Raw genomic sequence first — 25,736 nt, forward strand, 5'->3', positions numbered from 1 at the left:
GATCTTAAATCAGTTTTTAACTATATTTGAAGAAAGGGTCAGACTAAACATCTAACCCTCTAAATTTCATTTACACACTTTGTGGGACAGTGTCCAAAATATTTTTTTCGAACATCCTCTACTGCTTTATCTTCATTACCATTATACTTTTTCACCAATCCCCAATAAAGTGCTCCAATTTCCCAATCTTCAATCATCATGGTACTCTTCTTTCCTAGGTCATCAAGAAGAGTGTACGTGAATTTATATGGTAATTTATTAACAACCTCAAAAGGATCCTCAGGATGTTCAAATAGGTTTCCTTGATCTCTTGAGGCCATTAATTTTGCAATTTTCTTTTTGTCCCACTCTCTTTCAACTGGAGTTACATTAAAGCTAATAATTTTAGATGGCTTAAAAACCGCCAATGAAGTACATATATCTTTATTTTGAGCTTCTTTTATTAACTTATCCAAATTTGTATATACATTTTTTAATACAATTTCTTTTCGCTTCAACCAATTCCCTTTTGTATCAATAAATTCTCCTCGTATAATTTTGCTATCAATTGAATATGGCCTAAAACTTTCTGGTCTAAAATCACTCTTATTCTTAACCAAATCTAATTCAATCCATTCGTATTTACGATACTGCTCATTATATGATTTTTTTCTAAAAGGAACAGGATATATTCTAATCCAATTTCCATTCTCCGTAAAACCTGCAGTACATACTAATTCATCATATTTTCCTGAAATTGCTGGGTAAGTTTTTACTGTAATTAGAACTTTGGTTAGAGACATTGGGTGAGTTAATTAAATGTGTTCGATTCTTATATCAGGATGCAGCTCCCTTAATGATTCTGCGAGATGTAATCGATGACATTGATGAATATTGGCCTCAAAACATGTTAAGGCAATTCTTTTGTTTTTAGTTAAAATTTGTAATATTTCCTTCCTGCTATTTATATTTCTCGTTAAGTTGTTAAGATTATAATCTTCAAACAATTCATCATAATCCTTTTGTGTATTTAATTCTTGCCTTTTGTTTGAATCAATCCCTACATCGGGAATATGTACGTAAATTATATCTAAACTTTCACAATAACGAGACAGCAGAGTTTTACTAAAACCGTATTTCATACTTAGTGGGTTTCTTCTAACATCAACAAGAACTTTAATATTATTTTTTACTAATCTACTTAAATACTTTTCTAACGAAATACCTTCATAACCTATAGTAAATAAAGTTTCAGTATCATTATTTGGAATAACATCAATAACCCTTTTATATAGCTTTTCATTCAGTACTTTTTGAGCAATCGTACTTTTTATGGCGTAAAATGGGTAATTTATGTAAGTATGCACAATCAATGAATTGGCACTCATTTTTCCATAAATATTTACAACTTCTTTTAGTAAATTCTTGTCTTTAGGTTTTAATAATTCCAAATAATCAACCTTATCAACTATCCTGTAACTATTATCCGTCTCACTAATTATATTCTTTTTGGCAAGTGCTGTTAAATCAGCATTTGCAGAATAAGAATAACATCCAAATTTATAAGGTATAAAATCATACTCACTATTACTTTTCTTTTTACAATATAAAAATAATAATTTTTGAAACCTCAGTTTATCCACCTCATTGTTAAGAAGCTGTATTAAGCTTAACATTATCTTTCTCCTATAAAACATACAACAAATATACTCTATAATCACAAGGATAAAAATCAAATAGAACTAATAATTTTATTAGAAAGTAACATTATTTACTATTCACTGCAACCATTACTACATCCAACCTGTAAACTGAATCGTTTGTAATCATGACTGCCTTTTTAACCGTTTTATAGTTCTTACAAGTAAAGACCAGGTTATGCTGACCAGCAGTTAGGTTTTTGATAAAATAATTGCCCTTTGTACCTCGTTTCACCATCGGTTTTTTCTTGTCTACAGAAAGTCTTGGTCTATGTATTGGACGGCCTTCCTCATCCATAATTGTTCCTGCCAGACTAATCTTCCTTCTGGGGATCTTATTGTACTTCAATACACTTTCCATTCTAGAAACCAACTTGGGATTTTCACCAGCATACTTCCCCTTTACATAGGGAATGATCACATCATTCAGCAAGTTTTGGTATTGCTTTAAGCTTTCCTGAATTTTCTCTCCTGTTCTCTTCAATTTTTTCTTGTTCCTTTTCGGATCCTCCAACAAATCATCGAACAAGGCAATGCTGTTCATCAAGGCTTCTTTCAATGCACTCCCAACTTTAGCCTTTATACTTTCATCAGGATATTCATCAAGAATTCCCTTTAGTTTCTCTGAATTTATTAATAAATTTATTCCTGAGTATTTGTAAAGCTGGTTCTTGCCAAAGCCTTTTAAGGAAGAAAAAGGAATGAATTCATGAAAGTTACCATAGCTTTTCAATAAACTGGCCACCTGAAAACATAGGGTTTCCAATTGTTCACGGCTATCCTGTTTCTTGTAAGCTATTTTACTCTTGCTTCGGTCCTGATTTATATTTAGCTCTTCGAGTTGAGTTACCAGATGTAAGAGTTTTTGGTGAGCCTTCTGATAGAAAGTATCCTTTTGCAACACTGAGCTTTCTGCTCCAAAATGTTGCAAACGTAAAGCTTGTTTAAAGATTCGGTATTGGGCTTTGTCCATGGTGTTTATTTGAGTATCTGGGTTTATTTTGACTTGATGTATTGCTTCTTCTTTTCGCACACTTACACAAGCACACCAAACATCAACCCTTTCTCTTCAACACCTTGCTTGCGCAAGCAAATCATCAACATTCGCTCAACACACATAGGATTTCGCTTTTAAATCATAGACTCCTGCTTTTAAAAGCCATCTTTTCGCGCCATGCACAAAGACATTCGCACTGCAACGGTTTACCTCCGCGTTATTCTCCTTTACCTACTCGTTTTAAAGCTATGCCTTCTCGTTTCTCTTCTGATTAATTTCTGTAGGCCTTAAGCTTGTTTATTTCTCTTCATACATTATTTCTAAGTTCGAAACCATCATTTCCATCATGCCCAAATCGAAAAACAAAAAGCCTAATGGCATTTTTCCTTTGCTTACATGCAATTACTAAGGTAACAATAAGTTTTTTAATACTTTATAAATGTTTTTGTTTTTTTTCAATGGCATTTCTTTGCTCTTTTAATGCATTTCTTAAAGCCTTGACTTTGTTTCACTCTTCTCTCCTTTAGTCTACAACGAAGCAGTAGTATTTTCCAGAAGCTTATGGCTTCTCCCAAACCTGTTTGCGGTCTATTCTTAAACCTACAAAGCTACATTCCTATTCTTTTCATTCCATTCCGGCAAAGCTTTGTGTTATATGCAGACATTACAAAGCTCCTCGCAATGTCTTTTAATACCATATATAAAAAATAGAGAGCTATTTTAAGCTCTCGAATAGTTTAGGTATAATGCCGATATATAATTTGTTAGGCATTAGAAGTGAAACGCATTAGTGGCTTATACAAATTAATAATCGGTATTGCTTGTCAGATTTTGGTTATCTGTTATCAATTTTCAGTTGTCAGTGGTGTCCAATCTGCGTTCACCCTAATCATCATATCAATCTGCGTCCTAATCAAATCCCGTTGTGATCATTCGTATCATCTGCGAAATTCGTGGTTTATTGGTAAGTTCACGGCAAAAAAAGAGACGTACGGCCGTACGTCTCTACTGTATATTTTTATTGTGTTTATTCGTTCGATAGTGGTATCATTCGAGCTGATAGATCTGGATTTTCCATATCTGCATCAAAAGGGAACATTGGACGTTTAATTCGTTTGTGTCCCAAACGGATCAAATCCTGATCAACACCACCTGGTGTTAGCGCCATCAACCAATCACCACGCATGTTGTACAATTCTGGAACCAAATAACCAATCTTCACCATCACAATATCCGATTGACGAGGATTTAATCCCAAGTTGGTAAAATCAGCTTCGTGATGGTATGGTTTACGGATTTTGGTTACAATCACATGCATGCTTCCTACCTTCACTACCACTTCGATTTCGGCATGCTTGTCGCCATGTCTTATCTTTTCAATCCTTCCTTTCAGTTTCACCGGGCCCGAATAGCGTGAATCCACATTTGCACCAGCTTCAGCCTCTATCATAGCTCCCTCGCCCAACTTCACTGCCTTTTCAACGAATTTTGGTCCAGGAATCGATGCGTAAATCAAACTTGGTCCGTCTGCCTTTTTAAATTCTGGTCTCTTTAAAAGTTCTGCCAAAGTCCAGGTTACATCACCCGCACCACCTGCAGTTGGATTATCGCCCATATCGCTAATAATGAATGGCTTCTTGTCACTCTTAATGGCTGCGTTTAAACTTTCATCCAGACTGGCAACAGGAGCTACAAATTCGAATTCTTTTCTTACATCCCAGAAACTTTTTGCCAGATATTCGGCTGCTTTGGCAACCTTTTCCTTGTTATCGCCATAAGCGGTAACCGTGGCAGTGTTTCTTGGCGCATCGCCCCAGGCATAACCAACCCATATGGCAGCATCAATCACACCATCCTGTTTGGTTAAAGGATCAATTTTTGCATACAGGCTTTTTCCTGGTTCAATTCGAGTACTGGTTTTTTCTCCCGGCAATAGAACCGGAACCGGAATCCATGCTTTGTATTTTGGTTTGCCTTTTCCGCTCTCTAAGCGATCCAAAAGGTTCTTCACGGCTCTTCTTCTGGTTTCCATAGCATCCTCGTGTGGAGCCAATCGGAAACAGGTAATTAAATCGGAATGCTTTACCAATTCAGGAGTCACATTGCCATGCAAATCCATGCTCGTAGAAATCATACAATCAGTTCCAACAACCTCTCTAATTCTGGTAATTAAATCCCCTTCCGGATCATCCATTCCTTCCACACTACTTGCTCCGTGAACGTCCAAAAACATGGCATCAAAAGGGCCGTTTATCTTTAGTTTTTCCAATATTTCGTTTACGAAAGCTTCGTAGGTTTCCTTGGTTACTACTCCACCAGGAATTGCACGAGTTCTTAGGGTTGGAACCCATTGGGCTTGCTTTCTTAAGGTAGAATCTACACCAAAGAATGGATAGTAATCGAATATCTCATCTCCTCTTAATTGCTTAAAGGAATTCACATCGCTTTTGGCAGGCGAAAAAGTGCTCGACTCAATCCAGAATCCTGCAATGGCAATTTTAGGCAGATCTTTTTTCTCTTTCTTCGCACATGATGAGATTAAAAGCATGCACAATGCAAAGATCGTGATAACAGACTTGTTGTTCATTAATTTGAAATTTAGGTACTCAGATTTGGCTTTTGGGATACCTTAGTCAATTCAAACTTCGGTAAAAATAGTGATTAATGCGATTCGATTGATGAAATAAGTTAATTATTAAGGTGCACTTTCTTGATTGATCATGGTTCACTCTTAAAACACCCCTCTCCCTGTCGGGATCTCCCCTGAAAGGGAGAAAACAACAAATTTACTGAGTTTTAAATGGAAACTAATACCTTTTAATTGATCATTGATAACTGATCATTGTTCATTGTTTTACCTCATTCTTTCGTATTCCTCTTTCTCCAACTGCCTTCCATTCCTGCAAATCGGGCAGTAGTAGATGTACCTGGTTTTTATTGGGAAAACTGAAATAAAGAACAAACTGGCATAAGTTGCATTCTTTTCCAATGTCCAATGTGTTGTGTTGTTGCAATTGTAGCAGTGTTCTTGCTGGTAAGATTGACGTTGTTCTATTACTTTATCGTTGGCTCCAAAGATGAAGATCATATTTTTATAATATTAATCGATTGTATATCTCATTAAACATTTGTTGTTTCTCACATAGAAATCCAAACTATTGGAATCCTTCTTTATCGAATCTCCCTTACATATATTCTCATAAAAATCCTTGTTATCCTCTCTGGTAACATAGATTTCTATGTATTCGTTCTCCTGATTAATCCCAACTACTCGGATGGCATGATCATGATAATCAATATATGTATTAGACACCACTCCTTTTAACTCTAAGGGCAACAATACTCTTTCAGAATAAGGAGTACAAGCAAATGAAAATAAACAGATAAGTGTTACCAACAGTGATTTAATTTTGTTTATTTCTTGAAACTGCCAATTCATATGCAATAGTTTTATTTCAGAATTCTCCCTTTTTAGAGGAGAGCCCGACAGGGAGAGGATTGCTTTTTATAATTTTTTACCATTTCACCCTTTAGTCTGTCGACAGTTTCCCTTAAAAGGGAAACACTCACCTTTTAATTGGTCATTGCTTAAATATCTTTCAATAGAATTTCTCTTCCCTCAACCGAAAAAGACTTTCGATACTCTTCGATAATCAATTTAAGGTCGGCATAAACCTCTGTTTCCAATACTGGAATCTTGTCAGACCCCCATTTCTCCAACAAATCAATTACCTTGCTTACGGTCATTTCGTTAATATCAAAGGCTGGTTGATACGCCATCTGTTTGTCTTTATCTGTTGTCAATTCAGAAATTAATCCTGCGTTGTTGAGATTGTATAATATTTCGCGTACCAAACGAATTGGCATTTCTAGTTGATGCGATATTTCTTGCGAACACAATGGCTTATTGTCTTGTTTAAAATTTTGAACGATGAGGTTCAAAACATACAAGCTCAATAATCTTTTGTAATCGTAAGAGATCTCTGTGGTTTCAGCTTCGTACTCGTAGTTCTCCACATTCTGCTCTGCAAATGAAATTTCCGCTCCAAACAACACCACCAGCCAACTCAATTGCAACCACATCAAGAACAAAGGCAAGGCAGCAAAACTACCGTATACTGCATTGTAAGTGGTTACCATTCCCTGAAATTCGATATATAACACTTGAAACATCTGATAAATGGTTCCTGCAATAATACCAGCAAGCAAGCCAGATTTAAACTTTACATGCGTGTTTGGCATAAATGTGTACAAAAGGGTAAAAAGAATCCAAACCAAAAAGAATGGAGCCAGGTTTAGCAAGAACATGATGAATGGCCCAACCAATTCGAACAATGCATCAGGTAAGACTCCTGAAATATTTGATTTCAAGAAAACAGTTGCCCCACTTGATCCAATAAGTAAAATCGGAGCAAATATCATCAAAGCAGTATAATCGCTAAACTTTCTTCCCCATGTTCTTGGCTTTTTAATTCGCCATACATCATTAAACGATTCCTCGATATTGCTTAAAACCTTTACCACCGACCAAAACAAAATTATAAATCCTAATCCTGCTATTAATGATCCTTTTGTATTTTCCAACATCTTATTGGCAAACTCAATCAGCCAGGTCAATACTTCTTGCTGGCCTGCAAGATTTGTTTTTAGTTCTGTTTCCAGTCGGGCTTCTAAATTAAATCCTTTGGCTATACCAAAAGCCATAGCCAATACCGGAACCACCGACAGCAATGAGTAAAATGTAAGCGCCGAAGCTCTCAACTGACATTTGTCTTCGTAAAATCCTTTTACCGCCAAAAGGTAAATTCGCAATTGTCTGATCAGGAAATAACGGTGTCCCGATAAATCCTTCAAACGCATGTTCCATACTCCCCTACTCAAGAAGTTCATTGTCAGATCAAAATATTCGCGAATTTTACTCATCAGCAAAGCTTTTTATAATAGTTTTTATAGTTTGCAAATTAATCAAAAGCATATGATTTGACAAATGCTAAACATGACTTAAAATGTAGTATCATATTTGAATTATTTTATAATTTTAACTCATATCCACCAAAACTAAATCTATGAAATTCTCAAAATCTGTACTGACATGCCTTTTGGTTCTTCTTGTATTATCATGCCAGAGTCAAAAAGCAGTGTATGATAAACCAATTAAGCAAGCCATTGAGTTGACAAATGACTTTATTGCTAAGAATCAAATTCCTGGATTGGCAATTACCGTTTCGGTGAAAGGTGAAAACGTTCTTTCCAAAGGATTTGGATATGGAAATCTGGAAGCACAAACAAAAGTAGATCCTGCTAAAACAAAGTTTCGCATTGGTAGCATCTCAAAACCTGTAAGTGCCGATGCGCTTATACAATTGTGGGCTCAAAACAAACTTCAATTGGATTCGTCCATTCAATACTATTTACCCTATTTTCCTAAGAAACAAGGGAAAATTACCAGTCGAATGGTAGCTGGTCATTTGGCAGGTATTCGCCATTACAATGGAAATGAATTTTTAAGTGCCAAACATTTCGACAATATTGATGATGCACTTGAAATCTTCGAAAATGATCCTTTGATCTCTTATCCTGGAAAGGAATATCATTATTCAAGCTATGGTTGGAACCTGTTGAGTCGTATAGTCGAAAAAGCTTCTGGTGAAGAGTTTCTTTCCTACATGCAAAAGCATGTTTTTAATCCATTGGAAATGCACAATACCATTGCCGATCATACCGATAGTATCATAGTCAATCGTACTGGATTTTATCAAAGAACCAACGATAATAGAATCGTAAATGGTCCGTTTGTTGACAATAGCATTAAATGGGCAGGTGGTGGCTTTTTGTCAACATCGGAAGATATCATGCGATTTGCCAAAGCGCATTGTAAAGCAGGATACCTGAGTCAAAAACAAATTGATGAATTAACTCGTTCACAGGAAACAACAAAAGGAAAAGTAACGGAGTATGGAATTGGTTGGGCAAGTGGAAAAGATCATAAAGGGCATTATTACTATGGTCATTCAGGTGGATCGATTGGAGCAACCACCCACATGATTATTTATCCTAAAGAAGAAGTCTGTGTAGTAGTTTTAACCAATCTTTCAAATGTAAGGTTTCTAAACTTCAGTCATGAAATTGCCAATCTGTTTATGAAATAGGCAAGATTTCGAGCAAATTCACGTTTATTTACAAAATAGATGATCCCATTTCTTAATTTCAGCCCCCATGGATAAAGAGATTTTACTGATTGAAGATGATTTAAGCCTGCAAAAAACCGTTGCTGACTTTTTAAAGTCATCAGGTTTTAAATGTATATGTGCCACCAACATAAAAGAAGGGAAACAACTTTTCGATAAAAAGTTTTACCCAATCGTATTACTCGATTTGGGTTTGCCTGATGGCGATGGTTTGGATTGCATTCCCTTTATCAAATCCATTTGGAATGAAACCGGGGTAATTATTATCTCAGCTCGTGATAAGCTGGAAGATCGTGTGGATGGATTAAACCTGGGGGCCGATGATTATTTGGTAAAACCATTCCATTTATCAGAGTTGAATGCTCGCATAAATGCACTTCTACGTAGAAATTTCCATACTCATACTAGTATTATCAAGTTTGAAAACATTGAAATTGAAACACAAGATAGAACGATAAAAATTGACGGAGAGCATGTAGACTTTAGCAAAAAAGAATATGATCTCTTACTTTATTTTATTGAAAATGAGAATAGAGTTTTGACAAAGGAGAGCTTATTTGAACATGTTTGGGGAGAAAACTCCGTTTTCATGGACAACTCCGATTTCATTTATACGCACATCAATCGCCTAAGAAAGAAACTGAAAAAGCATACTGGCGAAAACTACATTAAAACCGTTCATGGCTTCGGCTATAAATTTGAAATTCATTAAAAATGAAGCTACTTAGTAAAATTAACCGTACCTACTTAAGATATGGTATCCTGGTATTTTTAATTGCAGATGTTGTAATCATTCTGATGAGTAATTTTATTCTAAAGGAAGAGATTGATCAACAACTATTACTGGAAGCTGAGGTGATAGCAGAAACCTTTGAAAAAAATGGGAATTTCTTAAATGTATACCCAACTGACATTGTTGAGGAAATAGCATTTTCTAAAGTCGAAAATTCAAGTTCAAAAGATACTCTGATATATGATGCAAAACATGACGATCTTGTTCCTTATAGAGAACTAAGCACTTTCAAATCATTTAATGGAAAACACTATCAAATTATCACTCGACAAATGCTCATGGAATTTGATGATATTTTTTCTCTTTTTACGGCTTTAATTTCTACGGTTCTGGGATTGATTTTTATCCTTGTTCTTCTTTTTACTCAAAAAATGAACACCATACTTTGGGGAACTTTTAATAAAAATGTAGAATTATTAAAAGGATATTCTTTTAGCTCCAATAATCAATTGAAGTTAAAAGATACCGGTATTGAAGAATTTGATGATTTGAATCAAGTGATCACAAAAATGTCTGATCGACTGGAAAAAGATTATCGTTCATCAAAAGAGTTTTCGGCCAATGCAGCTCATGAACTGCAAACGCCACTGGCAATTATCCGAAATAAATGCGAAAACCTATTTTCTGAAACAAATTTAAATGATGAAACGATACAATCTATTCGAGAAATTTATCTTTCAACAGATCGATTATCAGGAATTGTAAAAGGATTATTGCTTTTGGCTAAAATTGATCATGGACAATTCAATGAGACTGAAGAGGTATCATTTAGTAAACTTCTTAAAATACGTATCGATAATCTGGATGAGATTCTTCAAGATCGTAATCTAAGTGTGGATATTTATACCTCCGAAGATTGCAGAATAAAAATGGACATGCGACTGGCAAGTCTTTTGATCCAAAACATTACAACCAATGCTGTTAACCATAGTCCTGCAAGTAAAATTATTGAAATTAAAATATCCAAGACTCAATTCAGTATTTCAAACCATGGTGAAACTGCAATTAAAGATCCCGAATTAATTTTTAAACGCTTTTACAAAGAAAGCAAAAGCTCTAAGTCTACGGGCATTGGTTTGGCCCTCGTAAAAAAGATTGCAGATCATTATGGAATGAAAATTCAGTACTCATTTAAGAATTTTAAACATACTTTTACATTCAAATCGCCAGACTGTTAGGTTTTTGTTAGATCTGTGACAGACTTTTGTTCCATGTTTTTATTAGGAATGGAAGAACTAACAGATCATATCATGAATTTATCGCATCCAAAATTTGAGCTTACCATTGTTGTTCCCGTGTACAACGAGGAAGATAACCTTGCACGAGTTAAAGAGGAATTTAATTCATATTTTTCCGCTTCTCCTTATCGATCTAAGGTGTTATTTGTAAACGATGGATCTTCAGACTACAGTCAAATGATGATTGAAAAAATTTGTAAAGGCTTCGATCGTTTTCAATACATTGAGCTAAGCAAAAACATGGGATTAAGTGCCGCACTTAAGGCAGGCATTGATCATGCAAACACAGAATTTGTAGGCTATATTGATTCTGATTTACAAACAACTCCTTTCGATTTTGATCTACTAATGAAATATCGCCACGATTATGCTTTGGTGACTGGCTATCGAAAAGACCGAAAAGATAGTTTTGTGAAAAATATGAGCTCCACCATAGCCAACAATTTTCGTCGGTTCATGACCAAAGATAAAGCCATTGACACAGGTTGTCCTTTAAAAATAATGCAAACCAAATATGCTAAGAAAATTCCATTTTTTACAGGTATGCATCGCTTTATTCCAGCTCTTATCATGCTGCAAAATGGAGAAATTAAACAAGTTCCTGTTCGTCATTTCCCAAGAATTGCCGGCGAAGCAAAATACCATCTGTTCAATCGCTTGATAGGCCCATTTAAAGATTGCTTTGCTTATCGTTGGATGAAAAAAAGATACATCAATTATGAAATATCAAACCAGGGATGAAAGAAAACTTGTACATCTATGCTGTTGGATTCATGGCTCAAGCCCTATTCTCTGCACGACTAATTGTTCAATGGATAAAATCTGAAAAAGCGGGAGATTCTCTTTCGCCCGCAATATTCTGGCAGTTAAGCATATTGGCTTCCTGGCTTTTATTTGTGTATGGATTATTACGCAATGATTTTGCGATCATCTTTGGTCAAATCATTGCATATACAATCTATATCCGTAATCTTCAATTGCAAAACCGCTGGAAAAAGTTGCCTTTAATTTCGAGAATTCTGGCCCTTGGCACTCCAATAATTGCCATTGCTAACATTCTACTAAACTGGGAATTACATCATACTCTCTTATTTAAGAATAAAGACATTCCACTTTTACTCCTGATTTGGGGTATGGCAGGTCAAATTACCTTCACATTCCGATTCGTTTATCAATGGATTTATTCCGAGAAAAAAGGTGAATCTTGCCTCCCTTTGGGGTTTTGGATCATAAGCATCATCGGATCATGTATGATTTTATCATATGCAATTTATCGAACAGATCCGGTATTATTCATTGGACAAGGATTTGGAATGATTGTTTACGCTAGAAATATCATTTTGATCCGAAAAAAAAAACTCATGGTAAATTCTGAAAATTAAAAAGCAATGAATTTTGAATCAATACAAGATAACAATAGATATGCACATGCCATATTGCTTATTATTACTTGCTATATTTCGTTTTTCCTTTTCAATGGTGAGTTCTTTGTGAATATCATGGAGGCCAGAAACTTTGTTACGGCCCGCGAAATGATTGAGAAAGGAAATTGGCTTGTACCAACGATGAATGGAGAGTTACGATTGGCTAAACCTCCACTCCCTACATGGATTACTGCATTTTTCGGAAACACATTTGGCATGGAAAATTTAAGCATGCTTAGATTTCCAGCTGGAATAATGGGTTCACTAATGGTTTTCTTCATGTATCAATTTACCATTAGTTTAAGCGGCAATCGAATAAAAGCATTAACTAACAGTCTTGTCCTTGTTAGCAGCTTTTATGTACTTTATATGAGCAGAACAGGAACATGGGACATATATTGTCACAGCTTCATGTTAGGTGCCATCTGGATCATTCACAGCGCCTTTAAAAATCATAATAGCAAAAGTTTATGGATTAAGTTTTCGTTCACCGGCGTTTTGTTAGGATTATCCTTTCTAAGTAAAGGTCCAGTGGCATTTTTTGCTCTCCTTCTACCATTTTTAATTGCTTATTTTTCAGTTTACAGATTAAAAGATCTGAAACAATACTGGAAACCCATTGTACTTTGTTTGTTCATATTTGCAATCATTAGTTTTTGGTGGCCAGTTTACATTTCAATTGCACATTCTCAAGAGGCTGCAGCAGTTGCTAAACTAGAGTCTGGTTCGTGGATGAATCGCCATGTGCGTCCTTTTTATTACTATTGGAACTTTCCAATTCAATCTGGAATATGGACACTTGTTATATTTACAAGTTTATTATTCCCGTATGCTTTTAAGAACTTTGAGACAAAAAAGGAATACAAGTTTGCATTGATTTGGACTTTATCTTCAGTAATTCTTCTTTCATTGATTCCTGAAAAAAAAGACAGATATCTTTTACCCGTATTGATTCCTAGTGCTTTATTAGCAGGACAATTCCTTCATCACCTATATATTGTTTTTAAGAATGAAAGTGCTAAAAAAGCAGACCATATTTTATTTGGAATCAATACTTGGACTATTGCCATTGTAGCTTTTTCGCTTCCAATTGTTGCCTTTTTTATGTTTCAGAGACAGAATTTAATGTCTGTTCCCACTTTTGCACTTTTCTCAATCTTTTCAGAACTCGTTGCAATGAGTTTGGTCATTTGTTGGATCAATCGAAATGTAAGAGGTATGGTATTAAGTACAACATCATTACTCTTAATTGTTGTGATCTTCATTATTCCACATACAGGAGGAATTCTAAACAAAAATCCTCATTTCAAGAGCATAGCCGAGGTTCGAAACCTAACGGATTTACACAAATACAACTATTATAGTATTGGGGAACATGATTTCAGAATTGAGTTGGTATATGAAATTGGAAAAGAAGTAAAACAATGGAATACAAAAGAGAAGCTTGATTTGCCTGAGAAGAGTCCATTTGTGGTCATCTCTACCGAAAATCCCAAAGATGTATTCACCAAACCTCAAATGAGTAAAATTAAACTTGATATTATCAGTCGATACGATAATAACATGCAAAGAGTTGGTAAACGACGAAACAAGGAACACTTTAAAAAATACGTCAGTTTGGTTACTCCCATTTCAATTCCTGACAAAACCTGTGAAGAAACTGCGATTACGGAAATGAATAACTCAAAAGACAATGAAAATTGAACAAGTGAATAGAAAGAAGCAGAGCATCCTTGTAACAGGATGTGCCGGATTTATAGGTTCTCACTTGTGTGAAAAGCTTATAAATCTTGGATATCATGTAGTAGGTCTTGATAATTTTGACCCCTTTTATTCAATCGATATAAAGATGAAAAATATGGAAGGATTTAAACGAAACAAGGCGTTTAAGTTTTACCAAATAGATCTTTGTAAAAGTGGTGCTTTAAACAAGATAGAAGATAATGTTTCTCTCATTGTTCATTTGGCAGGAAAAGCTGGTGTCAGACCATCAATAGAAGCTCCTCAAAGTTATATTGATAGCAATATTTCGGCTACGCGAAACATCCTTGATTTCATGAACGAAAGGGGAATTAAAAAACTAGCTTTCGCCTCATCCTCATCGGTATACGGAAACAATTCAACGGTTCCTTTTTCGGAAGAGCAAAATGTAGATCATGTTATTTCTCCCTATGCCTTTTCGAAAAAATCTTGTGAGGTATTGAATCACTCTTATCATCACCTCTACAAGTTTGATATCATTAACCTGAGATTCTTCACGGTTTTTGGTCCTCGCCAACGACCAGATTTGGCAATTCATAAATTTCTGAAATTGATGATGAATGACGAGCCAATTCCTGTATTTGGAGACGGAAGTACAGCTAGGGATTATACTTACGTAGACGATACCGTTGATGGAATTGTTAAAACTTGCAAATATCTATTTAAAAACGAGAATGTATTTGAAACCATAAACCTTGGCAACAGTTATCCTATCACCTTAAATCAAATGATCGAGACCATTTCTAAAGCTTCCGAAATTATCCCAAAAATCAATCGTCTTCCAATGCAAGCTGGCGATGTATATCAAACTTTTGCTGATATAACAAAAGCAAAAAAACTAATTGGATATTCTCCCAAAGTTTCATTCGACCAAGGAATAGAACTATTTGTACAATGGTACAAGAAATTAAATACTAAAGAAATAGTCGCATAAAATTTAGTTTGAGAACGCTTCATTTTATTACTCTTATATCTTCTATTTTGGTAAGGATAATTCCACATTAGCATGTTCATGCTAAATCAGTAAATAATCGGATTTTGTGAGGTAAGCTTAATATTCTCAATAGAACATTCTTTAAAAACTCATTCGATTGAGAGGTATTTTTAAAGTTTTTTAATATTCTTTTTCATGCATCTAAGCCAAGTGTTAGATTTTTGTTAGAACTGTTTTGTTTTTTTGAATCAAATTTGAAATCCCACAATTCAAAAAAATATGAAGTTCAGAAACATCCTACAAAGTCGTTATGGCGGCTTAATCATATTTAGCTTTATTTTTATCGCTTTATCATTTTTGGTAAGAACCATTTTATTAATTAAAGATTTTCAGAATGTTGAATTAAGCATCATCAGATTCTTTCAAATCTATGCATTTGGTCTGTTCTACGATTTGGTGGCCATCTCCTACTTCATCATTCCATTTGTATTCTATCTTTTAATCGTTCCTGATAAAATCTTCAACAGCAAAATACACCGTTGGATATCTTATGCTTTCTTTATCGTAAGCATTGGAATTCTTGTATTTTCAGGAATTGGAGAATGGTTTTTTTGGGAAGAGTTTAGTGTAAGATACAACTTTATTGCAGTGGATTACCTGGTTTATACACACGAGGTGATTTCCAATATCAAAGAGTCCTATCCAATGCCAATTATCATTTTTGGAATGCTTTTGCTTTCGGGAGGAATCTTTGCATTGGTTAAGACGCAGTTTGATACATGCATTAACTCTCAATCCAAATTTGTTAGTCGATTAATCACCAGTGTTGTACTTTGGATGATCCCAACAATGGCCTTTCTTACCATTGATAAAACCTCGGCTGAAATTCAAGAAAACACCTATTCCAACGAATTGGCACACAATGGAATATATCAAATATTTTCGGCTTTCAGAAACAACGAACTAGATTACAAGTCCTTCTATCAATCGATGGATGATAAGAAGGCTTTTACCAATTTGAGAAAACTTATTAAAACTTCAAATAGTGAATTTATCAGTAATGATGTATTTGATGTGACTCGAAAAATCAATTATCCAGGTGAGGATAAAAAGTACAATGTAATGATGATTACCGTAGAGAGTTTGAGTGGATCCTTCTTTACCCGATTTGGTAGAACCGACAATATTACTCCAAACATGGATACCATTGCTCAACAATCACTGTTTTTTACAAACTTTTATGCAACTGGTACAAGAACTGTTCGCGGCATGGAAGCCCTAACACTTTCTTTACCACCAACACCTGGATACTCTATTGTGAAACGCCCTAAAAATGAAGGGATGTTCACTTTGGGTAATGTTCTGAAATCGAAAGGATATGACACTAATTTTATATATGCTGGCAATGGTTATTTCGATAACATGAACTATTTCTTCGGAAATAGTGGTTATAATATCGTCGATAAGAAAGATTTTGAGAAAGATGAAATTACATTCGAAAATGCCTGGGGTGTTTGCGATGAAGATCTTTTTGCCAAAGCCATGCAAGTAGCTGATAAAGCCCATCAATCTGGAAAACCATTCCACAACTTTATCATGACAACCTCGAATCACAGGCCATACACCTATCCTGATGGTAAGATTGATATTCCTTCACATACCGGAAGAAAAGGAGCCGTGAAATATACTGACTATGCAATTGCCAAATTTCTTCGTGAAGCAAAAAAACATGATTGGTTCGACAATACCCTATTTGTAATTGTAGCTGATCACTGCGCCTCTAGTGCTGGTAAAACCTCTTTACCTGTACAGAAATATCACATCCCACTTATGGTTTATGCTCCAGGAATAATTGAAGCTAGAGAAGTAAATACGATGGCCTCTCAAATTGATTTTGCTCCAACTGTTATGGGGTTATTAAATATGGATTATACATCTAAATTTTTCGGTAAAGATATTCTTCTAGATCAACCTGATAGGGCTTTAATTGGAACTTATCAGAAAATTGGATTGCTTAAAAATAATTCCCTAACCGTCCAGTTGCCAACCAAACGAATTGAATCCTATTCCATTGAGAATGATGATCAAAAATCGTGTGAACTAAACAAATCTGAGTTAAGAGAAGCAATTACTTATTATCAAACGGCAAGCTATTTGTTTCACCACAAGGGATACAATTTTAACAACTAGATGCAGAAGTAGATTTCTTTAAGAACCTAAGTAGGCTATCGCATAAAAACCTGAAAATCGCATTTGAATAACAGTATGCAAAACAAATTAAATACACTTGCCATTATCAATCCTATTTCTGGTAATGGCAAACAAAAACATATTGAATGTTTACTGAAGAAATATACAGACAAGTCCCGATTTCAATTGACAATTAAAATGACCCAATATGCTGGTCACGCATCAGAGCTTGCAAAAAAAGCCATAGAAGAAGGATTTGATCTTGTGATTGCAATAGGTGGCGATGGTACAATCAATGAAATAGCAAGCGCCTTGACTTTCTCTGATGTTGCCATGGGAATTGTTCCTTGTGGATCAGGAAACGGATTGGCTAGACATCTTGGAATACCTATGAATGCAAAAAAGGCAATTCAACACCTTAACCAGGCCAAAATCAACTCAATGGATACTGCTTGCATCAATGAGCATCGTTTTGTAAATGTGGCAGGTATTGGCTTTGATGCGCTTATCGCTCATCAATTTGCGAAGATGAATTCTCGAGGATTTACATCCTATATTAAGGCTGTTTTAAGTAGTTTCAGAACATTTGAATGTCAAAAATTCAAATTGACAGACAATAATAATTTTTTCACAGAGGAAGGCATGATGCTTAGTTTTTGTAACTCTTCTCAATTTGGGAATAATGCATACATCGCTCCTTCAGCTAAAATTGATGATGGAAAATTAAATCTATGTCTGTTGAAGAAACCAAGGTGGTATCAAATCCCATCTTTAACCTTAAAAACTTTCTCCAGAAAAATCGAAAATTCCTCCTTGTTCAAAGAGTTTAAACTTGATGAAGCAGAAGTTGTTCAAACCTCACAGTTAGGACATGTAGATGGAGAACCCATTGTTGTTGGAGAAAGAATCAAATTAAAGGTAGATTCAAAAAGTCTAAAGATACTTTCATAGATAAAAGAAAAGAGCTCCAAATTGGAGCTCTTTTTCTTTATAATAATTTCTTAATATCTTCTTCCATGCTTTCAGGCGTGATATTTGGTTCAATTCTCTGAACCACCTTTCCATCTCTATCGATTAAGAATTTTGTGAAATTCCATTTTATACCATCTCCTTCATATATTTCCGGAAATTTCTGGCTTAGAAAGCCTTTAAATTTCTGACCTGATTCTGAATCATCAAAGCCTTTGAATGATTTTTCAGAAGTCAGCATTTTATAAAGTGGATGAGCATTTTCTCCTCTCACTTCAATCTTCTCAAACATTGGGAAACTTACACCATAGTTTTTCTGGCAAAACGCTTCAATTTCCTCAGCTGTTCCAGGTTCCTGTTCTAAAAACTGGTTGCAGGGAAAACCCAAAATCACCAATCCTTGGTCTTTGTACTTTTGGTACATCGCTTCCAAACCTTTGTATTGTGGTGTTAAACCACATTTACTTGCCGTATTAACCACCAAAACCACTTTCCCTTTGTATTTCTTTAGTTTTACCTCTTCGCCCTGCAGGGAGTTCATTTTATAGCTGTAAAAATTTTTGCTTTCACATTTCTTTTTGGAACAGCACTCCTTCTTACATTCTTTTTTCTCTTTGTTTTGGGCAATTGCCTGACTGGTATAAACTCCTACTAAAACCATTAGTAGTAATGCTAATTTTTTCATGAATTCTTGTTTTGATTTAAAAACTAAAACCGATCTGTATTTGACAAAATCAATATCTGAAAATCCTTGATATTGATAATAGTGTACAAGATATCATTAAAAACACGAAGTAGGAAAAATTAAAATACTTATTAGTCTGATTTTAAGATTCCATTAACATTTTTACCTCATCAGCAAGCCACTTGGGAGTAATATCAACCATACATTGCTGGTAAATATTCATCTTACATTTGCCTGATCCATCCTTTGTACATGGGCGACATTTCATATCCACTTCAAGGGTTTTAATGTGATCTCCTGTTGTAAAACCAAATGCGGTTGGCCCCATTAAGGAAAGAGCTGGTATTTTAAATTTATCTGCGGCATGCAAGAATCCAGTATCTCCAGAGATTACCAAGTTTGATTTTTGAACCAGGTAGCAGGATTCCAATAAATTGGTTTTTCCACTCAAATTTAGCACTCGTTCTGGAGCAACATCCTCTATTTCCTTGCAGAACACATCATCCGGACCAGCAAGAATCATAAAATGATAATCAGGAAGTAAATCCACCAATTTTTGCCAGTGAGACACAGGCCAGCGCTTCATTTGCCATGCTGCGGAAGGTACTAAAGTTACCAATTTCGCTTTCTCACCTTTAAGGTTCTCAAAAACTTGCTGATCTATTTTTTCTTTCAATTCCTCAGGAAAGTACCAATCTTCATTCACCTTGGAATAATCCTTAATTCCCCATTTTTCCAATGGCTTACGAAATGAGAGCATCCCCTTAAATGGCATAGGGAAACGATCAATTCTGAATTTGAATAGTAAGATTCTTTTGATTCGGTCCTTGCTCCTCATCGTGAATTTTGGACCTACTCCAAACCAACGTTTCCAACGAGGAACCAAAACGGTTTTTAAAACAATAGAACGAATATTTGAATGCGCATCATACACATAGTCGAACTTTTCCTGTTTAAGCTGCTTTGCCTGCTCTAATAAGCCTTTAAATCCCTTTTTACGATCAAACCCCCAAACCTTATGAATTCGTTGATCCATGGCTAAAAAAGAGGACATATCTTTTCTTGCAATCCAATGGATTTCGGCATCGGGATAATGATTTAAGATCCCATCAACGGCAGTCATACATTGAATAATATCTCCAATGGAGCTAAATCGAATAATCAGGAATTTTTTTGGCATCTTTTTAAGAAAAAGTTTGATGAAATTTAATTCAGTAAAAGTAGATGTGCTTCTAATCTACTGAACGATTGCAAAAATAATTATCAGTGTTGAACTAAAAAAGGAAAGCCCGGAATATATCCGAGCTTTCATATATAATTTACAATTAAGCTTTAATCTTAACTATCTGCCAATACTGAAATTACATTCTTCTTGCATTCAACGACTCCTCCACCAATCTCGAAGAAAATATCATCTCCTTCATATGGTCTCAATTTGATCGTCCCTTTTTCCAGAGTGGATACAATTGGAGCGTGATTTTTCAGTATTTCGAAAGATCCATCCTTTCCGGGAAGCTGAACCAAAACAACTTCGCCTGAATAAAGACTTTTTTCTGGTGTTACTATTTCTAAATGCATATTAATGTTTAATGCTTAATGATCAATGTTCAACGCCACGAATCATTAATAATTAATAATTCATCATTAGTTTAAGCTTCTGCTTCAGCTAGTAATTTCTCACCTTTCTCAATTGCTTCTTCAATTGTTCCTACAAGGTTAAATGCTGCTTCCGGATATTTATCCACTTCACCATCCATAATCATGTTGAAACCTTTGATTGTATCTTCGATTGATACCAAACAACCTTTCAAACCAGTAAACTGCTCTGCAACGTGGAATGGCTGTGATAAGAATCTTTGAACACGACGAGCACGGTGTACTACCAATTTGTCATCTTCCGAAAGTTCTTCCATACCCAGAATTGCAATAATATCTTGAAGCTCTTTGTAACGCTGAAGAATCTCTTTAACTTTTTGTGCACAAGAATAGTGAGCATCCCCTACAACGTCTGGAGTAAGAATTCGAGATGTAGAATCCAATGGATCCACCGCTGGATAAATACCCAACTCCGCAATCTTACGATTCAATACCGTTGTAGCATCCAAGTGAGCAAATGTTGTTGCCGGCGCAGGGTCAGTCAAGTCATCGGCTGGTACATAAACCGCCTGTACCGATGTAATCGATCCTCGCTTGGTTGAAGTAATACGCTCCTGCATGATACCCATCTCTGTTGAAAGAGTTGGCTGGTAACCTACTGCTGAAGGCATACGACCAAGAAGTGCTGATACCTCAGAACCTGCCTGGGTAAAACGGAAAATATTATCAACGAAGAAAAGAATATCGCGACCGCCTGATTTTTCATCACCATCACGCAAACTTTCTGCTACTGTTAGTCCAGACAATGCAACACGAGCACGAGCTCCAGGAGGTTCGTTCATCTGACCGAAAACCAGTGATACCTGCGACTTATCCAAAGCTTCTTTATCTACTTTAGAAAGGTCCCATCCACCTTTTTCCATGTCTTCTTCGAATTCATCTCCATAACGGATTACTTTCGATTCGATCATTTCACGAAGCAAGTCATTTCCCTCACGAGTACGTTCTCCTACTCCTGCGAAAACAGACAAACCATCCTGACCAATTGCGATGTTGTTGATTAGCTCCTGAATCAATACGGTTTTACCTACACCAGCTCCACCGAACAAACCAATCTTACCTCCTTTTGCATATGGCTCAATCAAGTCGATTACTTTAATACCTGTATAGAAAACTTCTGATTCGGTACTCAATTCATCAAAAGCAGGAGGAGTTCTGTGAATAGGATATCCACCCTCTTTATCTACTGCATCAATACCATCGATGGTTTCACCAACAACATTCAAAAGTCTACCTTTGATTTTATCACCGGCAGGCATAATTATAGGAGAACCTGTAGCAATTACATCCATTCCACGGCGTAAACCATCCGTTGAATCCATTGCAATTGCACGCACAGTATTTTCACCAATGTGCTGTTGACATTCAACCACCAAATTTTTACCGTTTTCCATCACGACCTCAAGAGAATCGTAAATCTCAGGAAGCTTAGTGCCTTCCTTCTCAAAACTTACATCGATTACAGGTCCGATTACCTGTACAATTTTGCCTGTATTTTGTGACATTTACTATTAAATTTTTGGATCATTATTATCGCGTGATGACAAATTTAAAATTTTTTGCGAATAAAGGAGAATCTTATCTTAAATTTTAACACTCTTAAACGGAACGATTTACTAATTTCTTCACCAAAGAGTACAATTCCTTTTTCTTTTCGGCTGGAACATTCACCTTATCCAAATACTCTAAACAAAGGCTAAAATACTCATCGATCTTCGCTTGCGATTTGTCTTTCACCTTTAGTTTTTCGTATATGGCTCTAACGGCATTAATTTTTTCTTCCGGATTAAAATCTTTTGCCGAAATCCATCCTTCCAATTCCTTTTTATCATCACCTTTTGCCAACTCAAACGCTTTAATCAGCAGAAAAGTCTTTTTGTTGCAAAGAATATCTCCTCCAATCTTCTTACCGAATACTTCTTCATTGCCAAAAACATCCAGATAATCATCCTGCAATTGAAAAGCCATACCCAAGTTAACTCCAAAATGATAAAGCAACTCAGCATCTTTGGCATCAGCATCGCCCATTACCGCTCCCATTTTTAAGCTTCCTCCAAGAAGAACTGCGGTTTTCAGACGAATCATTTCCAAATACTCATCAATCTGCACATCCCTTCTGTCCTCGAATTCCATATCGAACTGTTGTCCTTCACAAACCTCAAGAGCTGTTTGGTTAAACACGGTAAGTACATCACGCAAGTGGCGATCTTCACAACTTACAATGTATTGATATGCCTTGATAGACATGGCATCACCAGAAAGAATTGCAACATTACTGTTCCACTTTTCGTGAACTGTAGCTTTGCTTCTACGAATTGGCGCATTATCCATTACGTCATCGTGCAATAGGGTAAAATTGTGAAATACCTCTATTCCAATGGCCGGCAGATAAATTTTCTTTAAATCTTCTTTAAATAAATTGGCACTAAGCAATACCAAAATAGGACGAAGGCGCTTGCCACCAATCCCAAGAATGTACTTCATGGGTTCGAACAATCCTTCTGGTGGTGTAGAAAACTCCAGTCCATCAATTTCTTTCTGCACTACATCCTGGAGTTCTTTGAAACTATACATGTGAGCTATAAGTTTAGTGTGTAATTTTTACAGCTCACTAAAATATAAAAAATAACTAACATGAGGTCGACGTAAAATTTTATCCATAGAAACTTATATCGAACTCATGTTAACTAGCCGCTGATTCTTTTTCCTCTTCTTTATTTTCGATTACAGCAATTCGAAGATCGCCCAATTCAATATCTTCTTCCTCATCAAAAATTTGAAGAAGTGGTTCCTTGAACGAACGGTTGGTAATTGCTTTTTCAAGAGTTAGCAACAAGGATGGCAATAACACCAAATTTGAAAGCATTGCAGAAAGCAATGTTATAGAAACCAAAACGCCCAATGATACGGTTCCACCAAACTCAGACAATGCGAAAATGCTAAATCCAAAGAAAAGGATAATTGAGGTGTACATCATACTTTGGCCCGTTTCGCGCAAAGCCAAAACCACCGATGAACGAATGCTCCAATTGGTTGCTTTTAGTTCCTGGCGATATTTTGCAAGATAGTGAATGGTATCGTCCACCGAAATCCCAAAGGCAATACTAAATACCAATATGGTAGATGCTTTAATAGGAATACCAAAATAACCCATTAGAGCTGCAGTAACGATCAATGGCAATAGATTTGGTATTAAGGCTACCATAACCATTCGTTTCGAGGAGAACATCCAGGCCATGAAAGAAGCAATCAAGAAAATGGCCAAAGCCAAACTCAAAAATAAGTTTTTGATTAGGTATTGTGTTCCCTTAAAAAAGACAATGCTCGATCCGGTTACATGCACCGTGTATTTGTCTTTTGGGAAGATCTCATCCACATGTCCTAATATGGTTTTCTCCATTTCGGCCATTCTGGTTGTTCCGATATCTTTCATTCTAAAACTCATTCTGGTGACAGATTGAGTAGAATCAACGAACGTTTCCAATACTTTTGAATCGGCACCTGTTTCGGCCTTTGCCAAGTAGGAAAGAATGATATCCTTGGTTTGGTTACTTGGCAATTTATAGTATTTCTCTTTTCCGTTAAAATAAGCCTGGTTGGCAAACTTTGCAGCTTCTACTACCGATACAGATCCTGATATTTCGGGATAAGCGCTTAAAGAGTCATTCAGCTTATTTAAACGTCGTAAAGTTGAAGTTTTTAGTACACCTGCTTTTTTCTTGGTTTCGACCATTACTTCTAATGGCATGATACCATCCATATTGTTTTCTAAGAACTTAAGATCCTGATAAATTTCGTTATCATGTGGCAAGTCATCTACCATATAACCTGTACTCTTCATTTTGCTAATGCCAAATCCACCAAGAACCAAAAGTGTAATGGCAATGGTATAAACCAAACTCCTGTGATTCAACACAATTTTTTCTAATCTGGCCACGAACCAAACCGTTAGCTTATTGTCGAGATGCTTTGTAGCTTTTTGATCTGGCGGAGCCAAAAAACTAAAAATAATAGGAATCAATAGTAGCGATAGAACAAATACCACCATGATATTTAAAGCGGCAATTACCCCAAACTCTTTTAAAATCTGACTTGAAGTGACAATAAATGTTGCAAAGCCCGATGCAGTTGTTAGGTTGGTAAGAAAGGTTGCATTACCAATTTTTGCAACTACCCTTTGCAGTGCCTTTATCTTGTTATTGTGACGGATGTACTCTCCATGATATTTGTTAATCAGAAAAACCGAATTCGGTATTCCAATTACTACCAAAAGCGGAGGAAGCATCGCAGTAAGCAAAGTAATTTTGTAATCGAACAGAACCATGGAACCTACCGCCCAAATTACACTTAGACCAACCACAAGCATACAGAAAAACACTACTTTAAACGATCGGAAGAACATGAACAAAATAATAGCCGTTACCAAAAGTGAAAGATAAATGAACATGTTCATCTCCCCTTTAATCATTTGAGCAGTTACCACTCGAATGTATGGCAAACCTGAATATTTCATGTTCAGTCCGTACTTCTCGGTAAAAGCATCGGTAATTTCACGAACTTTGGCCACCATTGGCTCACGAGCCTTTGAGTTAATGATTTTTGCATTAACCGTAATGCCCATAAGGTAGGTGTTACTTTCTTTGTTAATTAAGCTTCCATGGTAAAATGGCAACGATTCAGCTACTGCAGCCAAACTATCCAGCTCGGCTTGGGTTTTTACCTTGTGAGGAAATATGGTTCCAAACTCGAAGCGTTTCTCCTTCTTATTCTTATTGATATTCCAGGTATGTGCAATGGATACCACCGCATCGATACCATCTAAAGAACCAAGGCTATCACCAAGTGCAATCCAATCGTTGAATTTATCCAACTCATAAAAATCAGGATCTTGCACGGCAAAAAACATCACATTTCCTTCCTGCCCAAAAGTGTTTCTAAACTTTTCATATTCGATGGATGCAGGATCATCATCGGGAAGTAAGGCCGCATAGGTATAGGACATCTCAACAAACTGAGCCTTATAAGCCATAAATGAAGTTACCAGCCCAACTACCACCAAAAGTAAAATTCTATTTCTCAGAATTAATCCTGCAATCCTATTCCACATACTATTTTATTTATTTCCCTGTTTCTTCAAGAGTTCGGCGAAAATACGACTTAAAATCATTTTTTCAAAAGAGATACACAATCCCATCAAGTCCTCTTTAGCTTTATCATTTAAG

At 35.8% G+C, this 25,736-nt stretch carries 22 protein-coding genes; 9 read left to right on the plus strand and 13 right to left on the minus strand.

What is annotated here, in order from left to right; genetic code table 11:
• Positions 1-59 precede the first annotated feature (59 nt).
• From M0051_RS11490 to M0051_RS11520, 7 genes are all read right to left on the minus strand, one after another.
• A complete protein-coding gene (locus tag M0051_RS11490) occupies positions 60-782 on the minus strand; it encodes a hypothetical protein (RefSeq protein WP_306741677.1) in 723 nt (240 codons plus the stop codon).
• Between the two features lie 12 nt (positions 783-794).
• A complete protein-coding gene (locus M0051_RS11495; protein WP_306741678.1) occupies positions 795-1,655 on the minus strand; it encodes a DUF488 family protein in 861 nt (286 codons plus the stop codon).
• 91 nt (positions 1,656-1,746) lie between these two features.
• Complete coding sequence (locus M0051_RS11500) at positions 1,747-2,652, minus strand: carboxypeptidase-like regulatory domain-containing protein (RefSeq protein ID WP_306741679.1); 906 nt, start codon at positions 2,650-2,652, stop codon at positions 1,747-1,749.
• A 1,051-nt stretch (positions 2,653-3,703) separates the two neighbouring features.
• Positions 3,704-5,263 (minus strand): M81 family metallopeptidase, encoded by a 1,560-nt coding sequence (locus tag M0051_RS11505; protein WP_306741680.1) that lies wholly within the window; start codon positions 5,261-5,263, stop codon positions 3,704-3,706.
• A 267-nt stretch (positions 5,264-5,530) separates the two neighbouring features.
• Positions 5,531-5,764 carry a zinc-ribbon domain-containing protein gene (locus M0051_RS11510; protein WP_306741681.1) on the minus strand — a complete coding sequence of 78 codons (234 nt, stop codon included), beginning with the start codon at positions 5,762-5,764 and terminating at the stop codon, positions 5,531-5,533.
• Between the two features lie 12 nt (positions 5,765-5,776).
• Positions 5,777-6,115 (minus strand): hypothetical protein, encoded by a 339-nt coding sequence (locus tag M0051_RS11515; protein WP_306741682.1) that lies wholly within the window; start codon positions 6,113-6,115, stop codon positions 5,777-5,779.
• A gap of 149 nt (positions 6,116-6,264) precedes the next feature.
• Positions 6,265-7,599, minus strand: a complete 1,335-nt coding sequence (locus M0051_RS11520) for a YihY/virulence factor BrkB family protein (RefSeq protein ID WP_306741683.1) — start codon at positions 7,597-7,599, stop codon at positions 6,265-6,267.
• Positions 7,600-7,742: 143 nt separating this feature from the next.
• Here M0051_RS11520 and M0051_RS11525 point away from each other — a divergent pair, with 143 nt between their 5' ends.
• From M0051_RS11525 to M0051_RS11565, 9 genes are all read left to right on the plus strand, one after another.
• On the plus strand, positions 7,743-8,825 hold the full coding sequence (locus M0051_RS11525) for a serine hydrolase (protein ID WP_306741684.1): 1,083 nt from the start codon (positions 7,743-7,745) through the stop codon (positions 8,823-8,825).
• A 67-nt stretch (positions 8,826-8,892) separates the two neighbouring features.
• Positions 8,893-9,576: a response regulator transcription factor gene (locus M0051_RS11530; protein ID WP_306741685.1), complete on the plus strand. Its 684-nt coding sequence runs from the start codon at positions 8,893-8,895 to the stop codon at positions 9,574-9,576.
• 2 nt (positions 9,577-9,578) lie between these two features.
• Positions 9,579-10,835 (plus strand): HAMP domain-containing sensor histidine kinase, encoded by a 1,257-nt coding sequence (locus tag M0051_RS11535; protein ID WP_306741686.1) that lies wholly within the window; start codon positions 9,579-9,581, stop codon positions 10,833-10,835.
• Between the two features lie 33 nt (positions 10,836-10,868).
• Complete coding sequence (locus M0051_RS11540; RefSeq protein ID WP_306741687.1) at positions 10,869-11,636, plus strand: glycosyltransferase; 768 nt, start codon at positions 10,869-10,871, stop codon at positions 11,634-11,636.
• Positions 11,633-12,277, plus strand: a complete 645-nt coding sequence (locus tag M0051_RS11545; protein WP_306741688.1) for a lipid-A-disaccharide synthase N-terminal domain-containing protein — start codon at positions 11,633-11,635, stop codon at positions 12,275-12,277. The genes M0051_RS11540 and M0051_RS11545 overlap by 4 nt, the downstream gene beginning before the upstream one ends.
• A 6-nt stretch (positions 12,278-12,283) precedes the next feature.
• Entirely contained in the window at positions 12,284-14,023 is a 1,740-nt protein-coding gene (locus tag M0051_RS11550) for a glycosyltransferase family 39 protein (RefSeq protein ID WP_306741689.1), read from the plus strand.
• Entirely contained in the window at positions 14,013-15,014 is a 1,002-nt protein-coding gene (locus M0051_RS11555) for a GDP-mannose 4,6-dehydratase (RefSeq protein ID WP_306741690.1), read from the plus strand. The genes M0051_RS11550 and M0051_RS11555 overlap by 11 nt, the downstream gene beginning before the upstream one ends.
• Before the next feature lie 279 nt (positions 15,015-15,293).
• Complete coding sequence (locus M0051_RS11560) at positions 15,294-17,204, plus strand: LTA synthase family protein (RefSeq protein WP_306741691.1); 1,911 nt, start codon at positions 15,294-15,296, stop codon at positions 17,202-17,204.
• 75 nt (positions 17,205-17,279) lie between these two features.
• The gene (locus M0051_RS11565) at positions 17,280-18,155 is read left to right on the plus strand and encodes a diacylglycerol kinase family protein (RefSeq protein ID WP_306741692.1); all 876 of its coding nucleotides are present in this window, start codon (positions 17,280-17,282) and stop codon (positions 18,153-18,155) included.
• 37 nt (positions 18,156-18,192) lie between these two features.
• On the opposite strand, the gene M0051_RS11570 is transcribed toward M0051_RS11565, so the two are convergent.
• The 6 genes from M0051_RS11570 to M0051_RS11595 form a co-directional block, all read right to left on the minus strand.
• Positions 18,193-18,858 (minus strand): glutathione peroxidase, encoded by a 666-nt coding sequence (locus M0051_RS11570; RefSeq protein WP_306741693.1) that lies wholly within the window; start codon positions 18,856-18,858, stop codon positions 18,193-18,195.
• A 142-nt stretch (positions 18,859-19,000) separates the two neighbouring features.
• The gene (locus M0051_RS11575) at positions 19,001-20,038 is read right to left on the minus strand and encodes a glycosyltransferase family 9 protein (protein ID WP_306741694.1); all 1,038 of its coding nucleotides are present in this window, start codon (positions 20,036-20,038) and stop codon (positions 19,001-19,003) included.
• Positions 20,039-20,196: 158 nt separating this feature from the next.
• Entirely contained in the window at positions 20,197-20,436 is a 240-nt protein-coding gene (gene atpC, locus M0051_RS11580) for an ATP synthase F1 subunit epsilon (RefSeq protein ID WP_110362480.1), read from the minus strand.
• Between the two features lie 71 nt (positions 20,437-20,507).
• Positions 20,508-22,019, minus strand: a complete 1,512-nt coding sequence (gene atpD / locus M0051_RS11585; protein ID WP_306741695.1) for a F0F1 ATP synthase subunit beta — start codon at positions 22,017-22,019, stop codon at positions 20,508-20,510.
• A 94-nt stretch (positions 22,020-22,113) separates the two neighbouring features.
• Positions 22,114-23,088 carry a polyprenyl synthetase family protein gene (locus M0051_RS11590; RefSeq protein WP_306741696.1) on the minus strand — a complete coding sequence of 325 codons (975 nt, stop codon included), beginning with the start codon at positions 23,086-23,088 and terminating at the stop codon, positions 22,114-22,116.
• A 109-nt stretch (positions 23,089-23,197) separates the two neighbouring features.
• Positions 23,198-25,621, minus strand: a complete 2,424-nt coding sequence (locus tag M0051_RS11595; protein ID WP_306741697.1) for an RND family transporter — start codon at positions 25,619-25,621, stop codon at positions 23,198-23,200.
• Between the last annotated feature and the right edge of the window lie 115 nt (positions 25,622-25,736).

This window comes from Marinifilum sp. D714 (assembly GCF_030851345.1).
Classification (GTDB): Bacteria; Bacteroidota; Bacteroidia; order Bacteroidales; family Marinifilaceae; genus Marinifilum.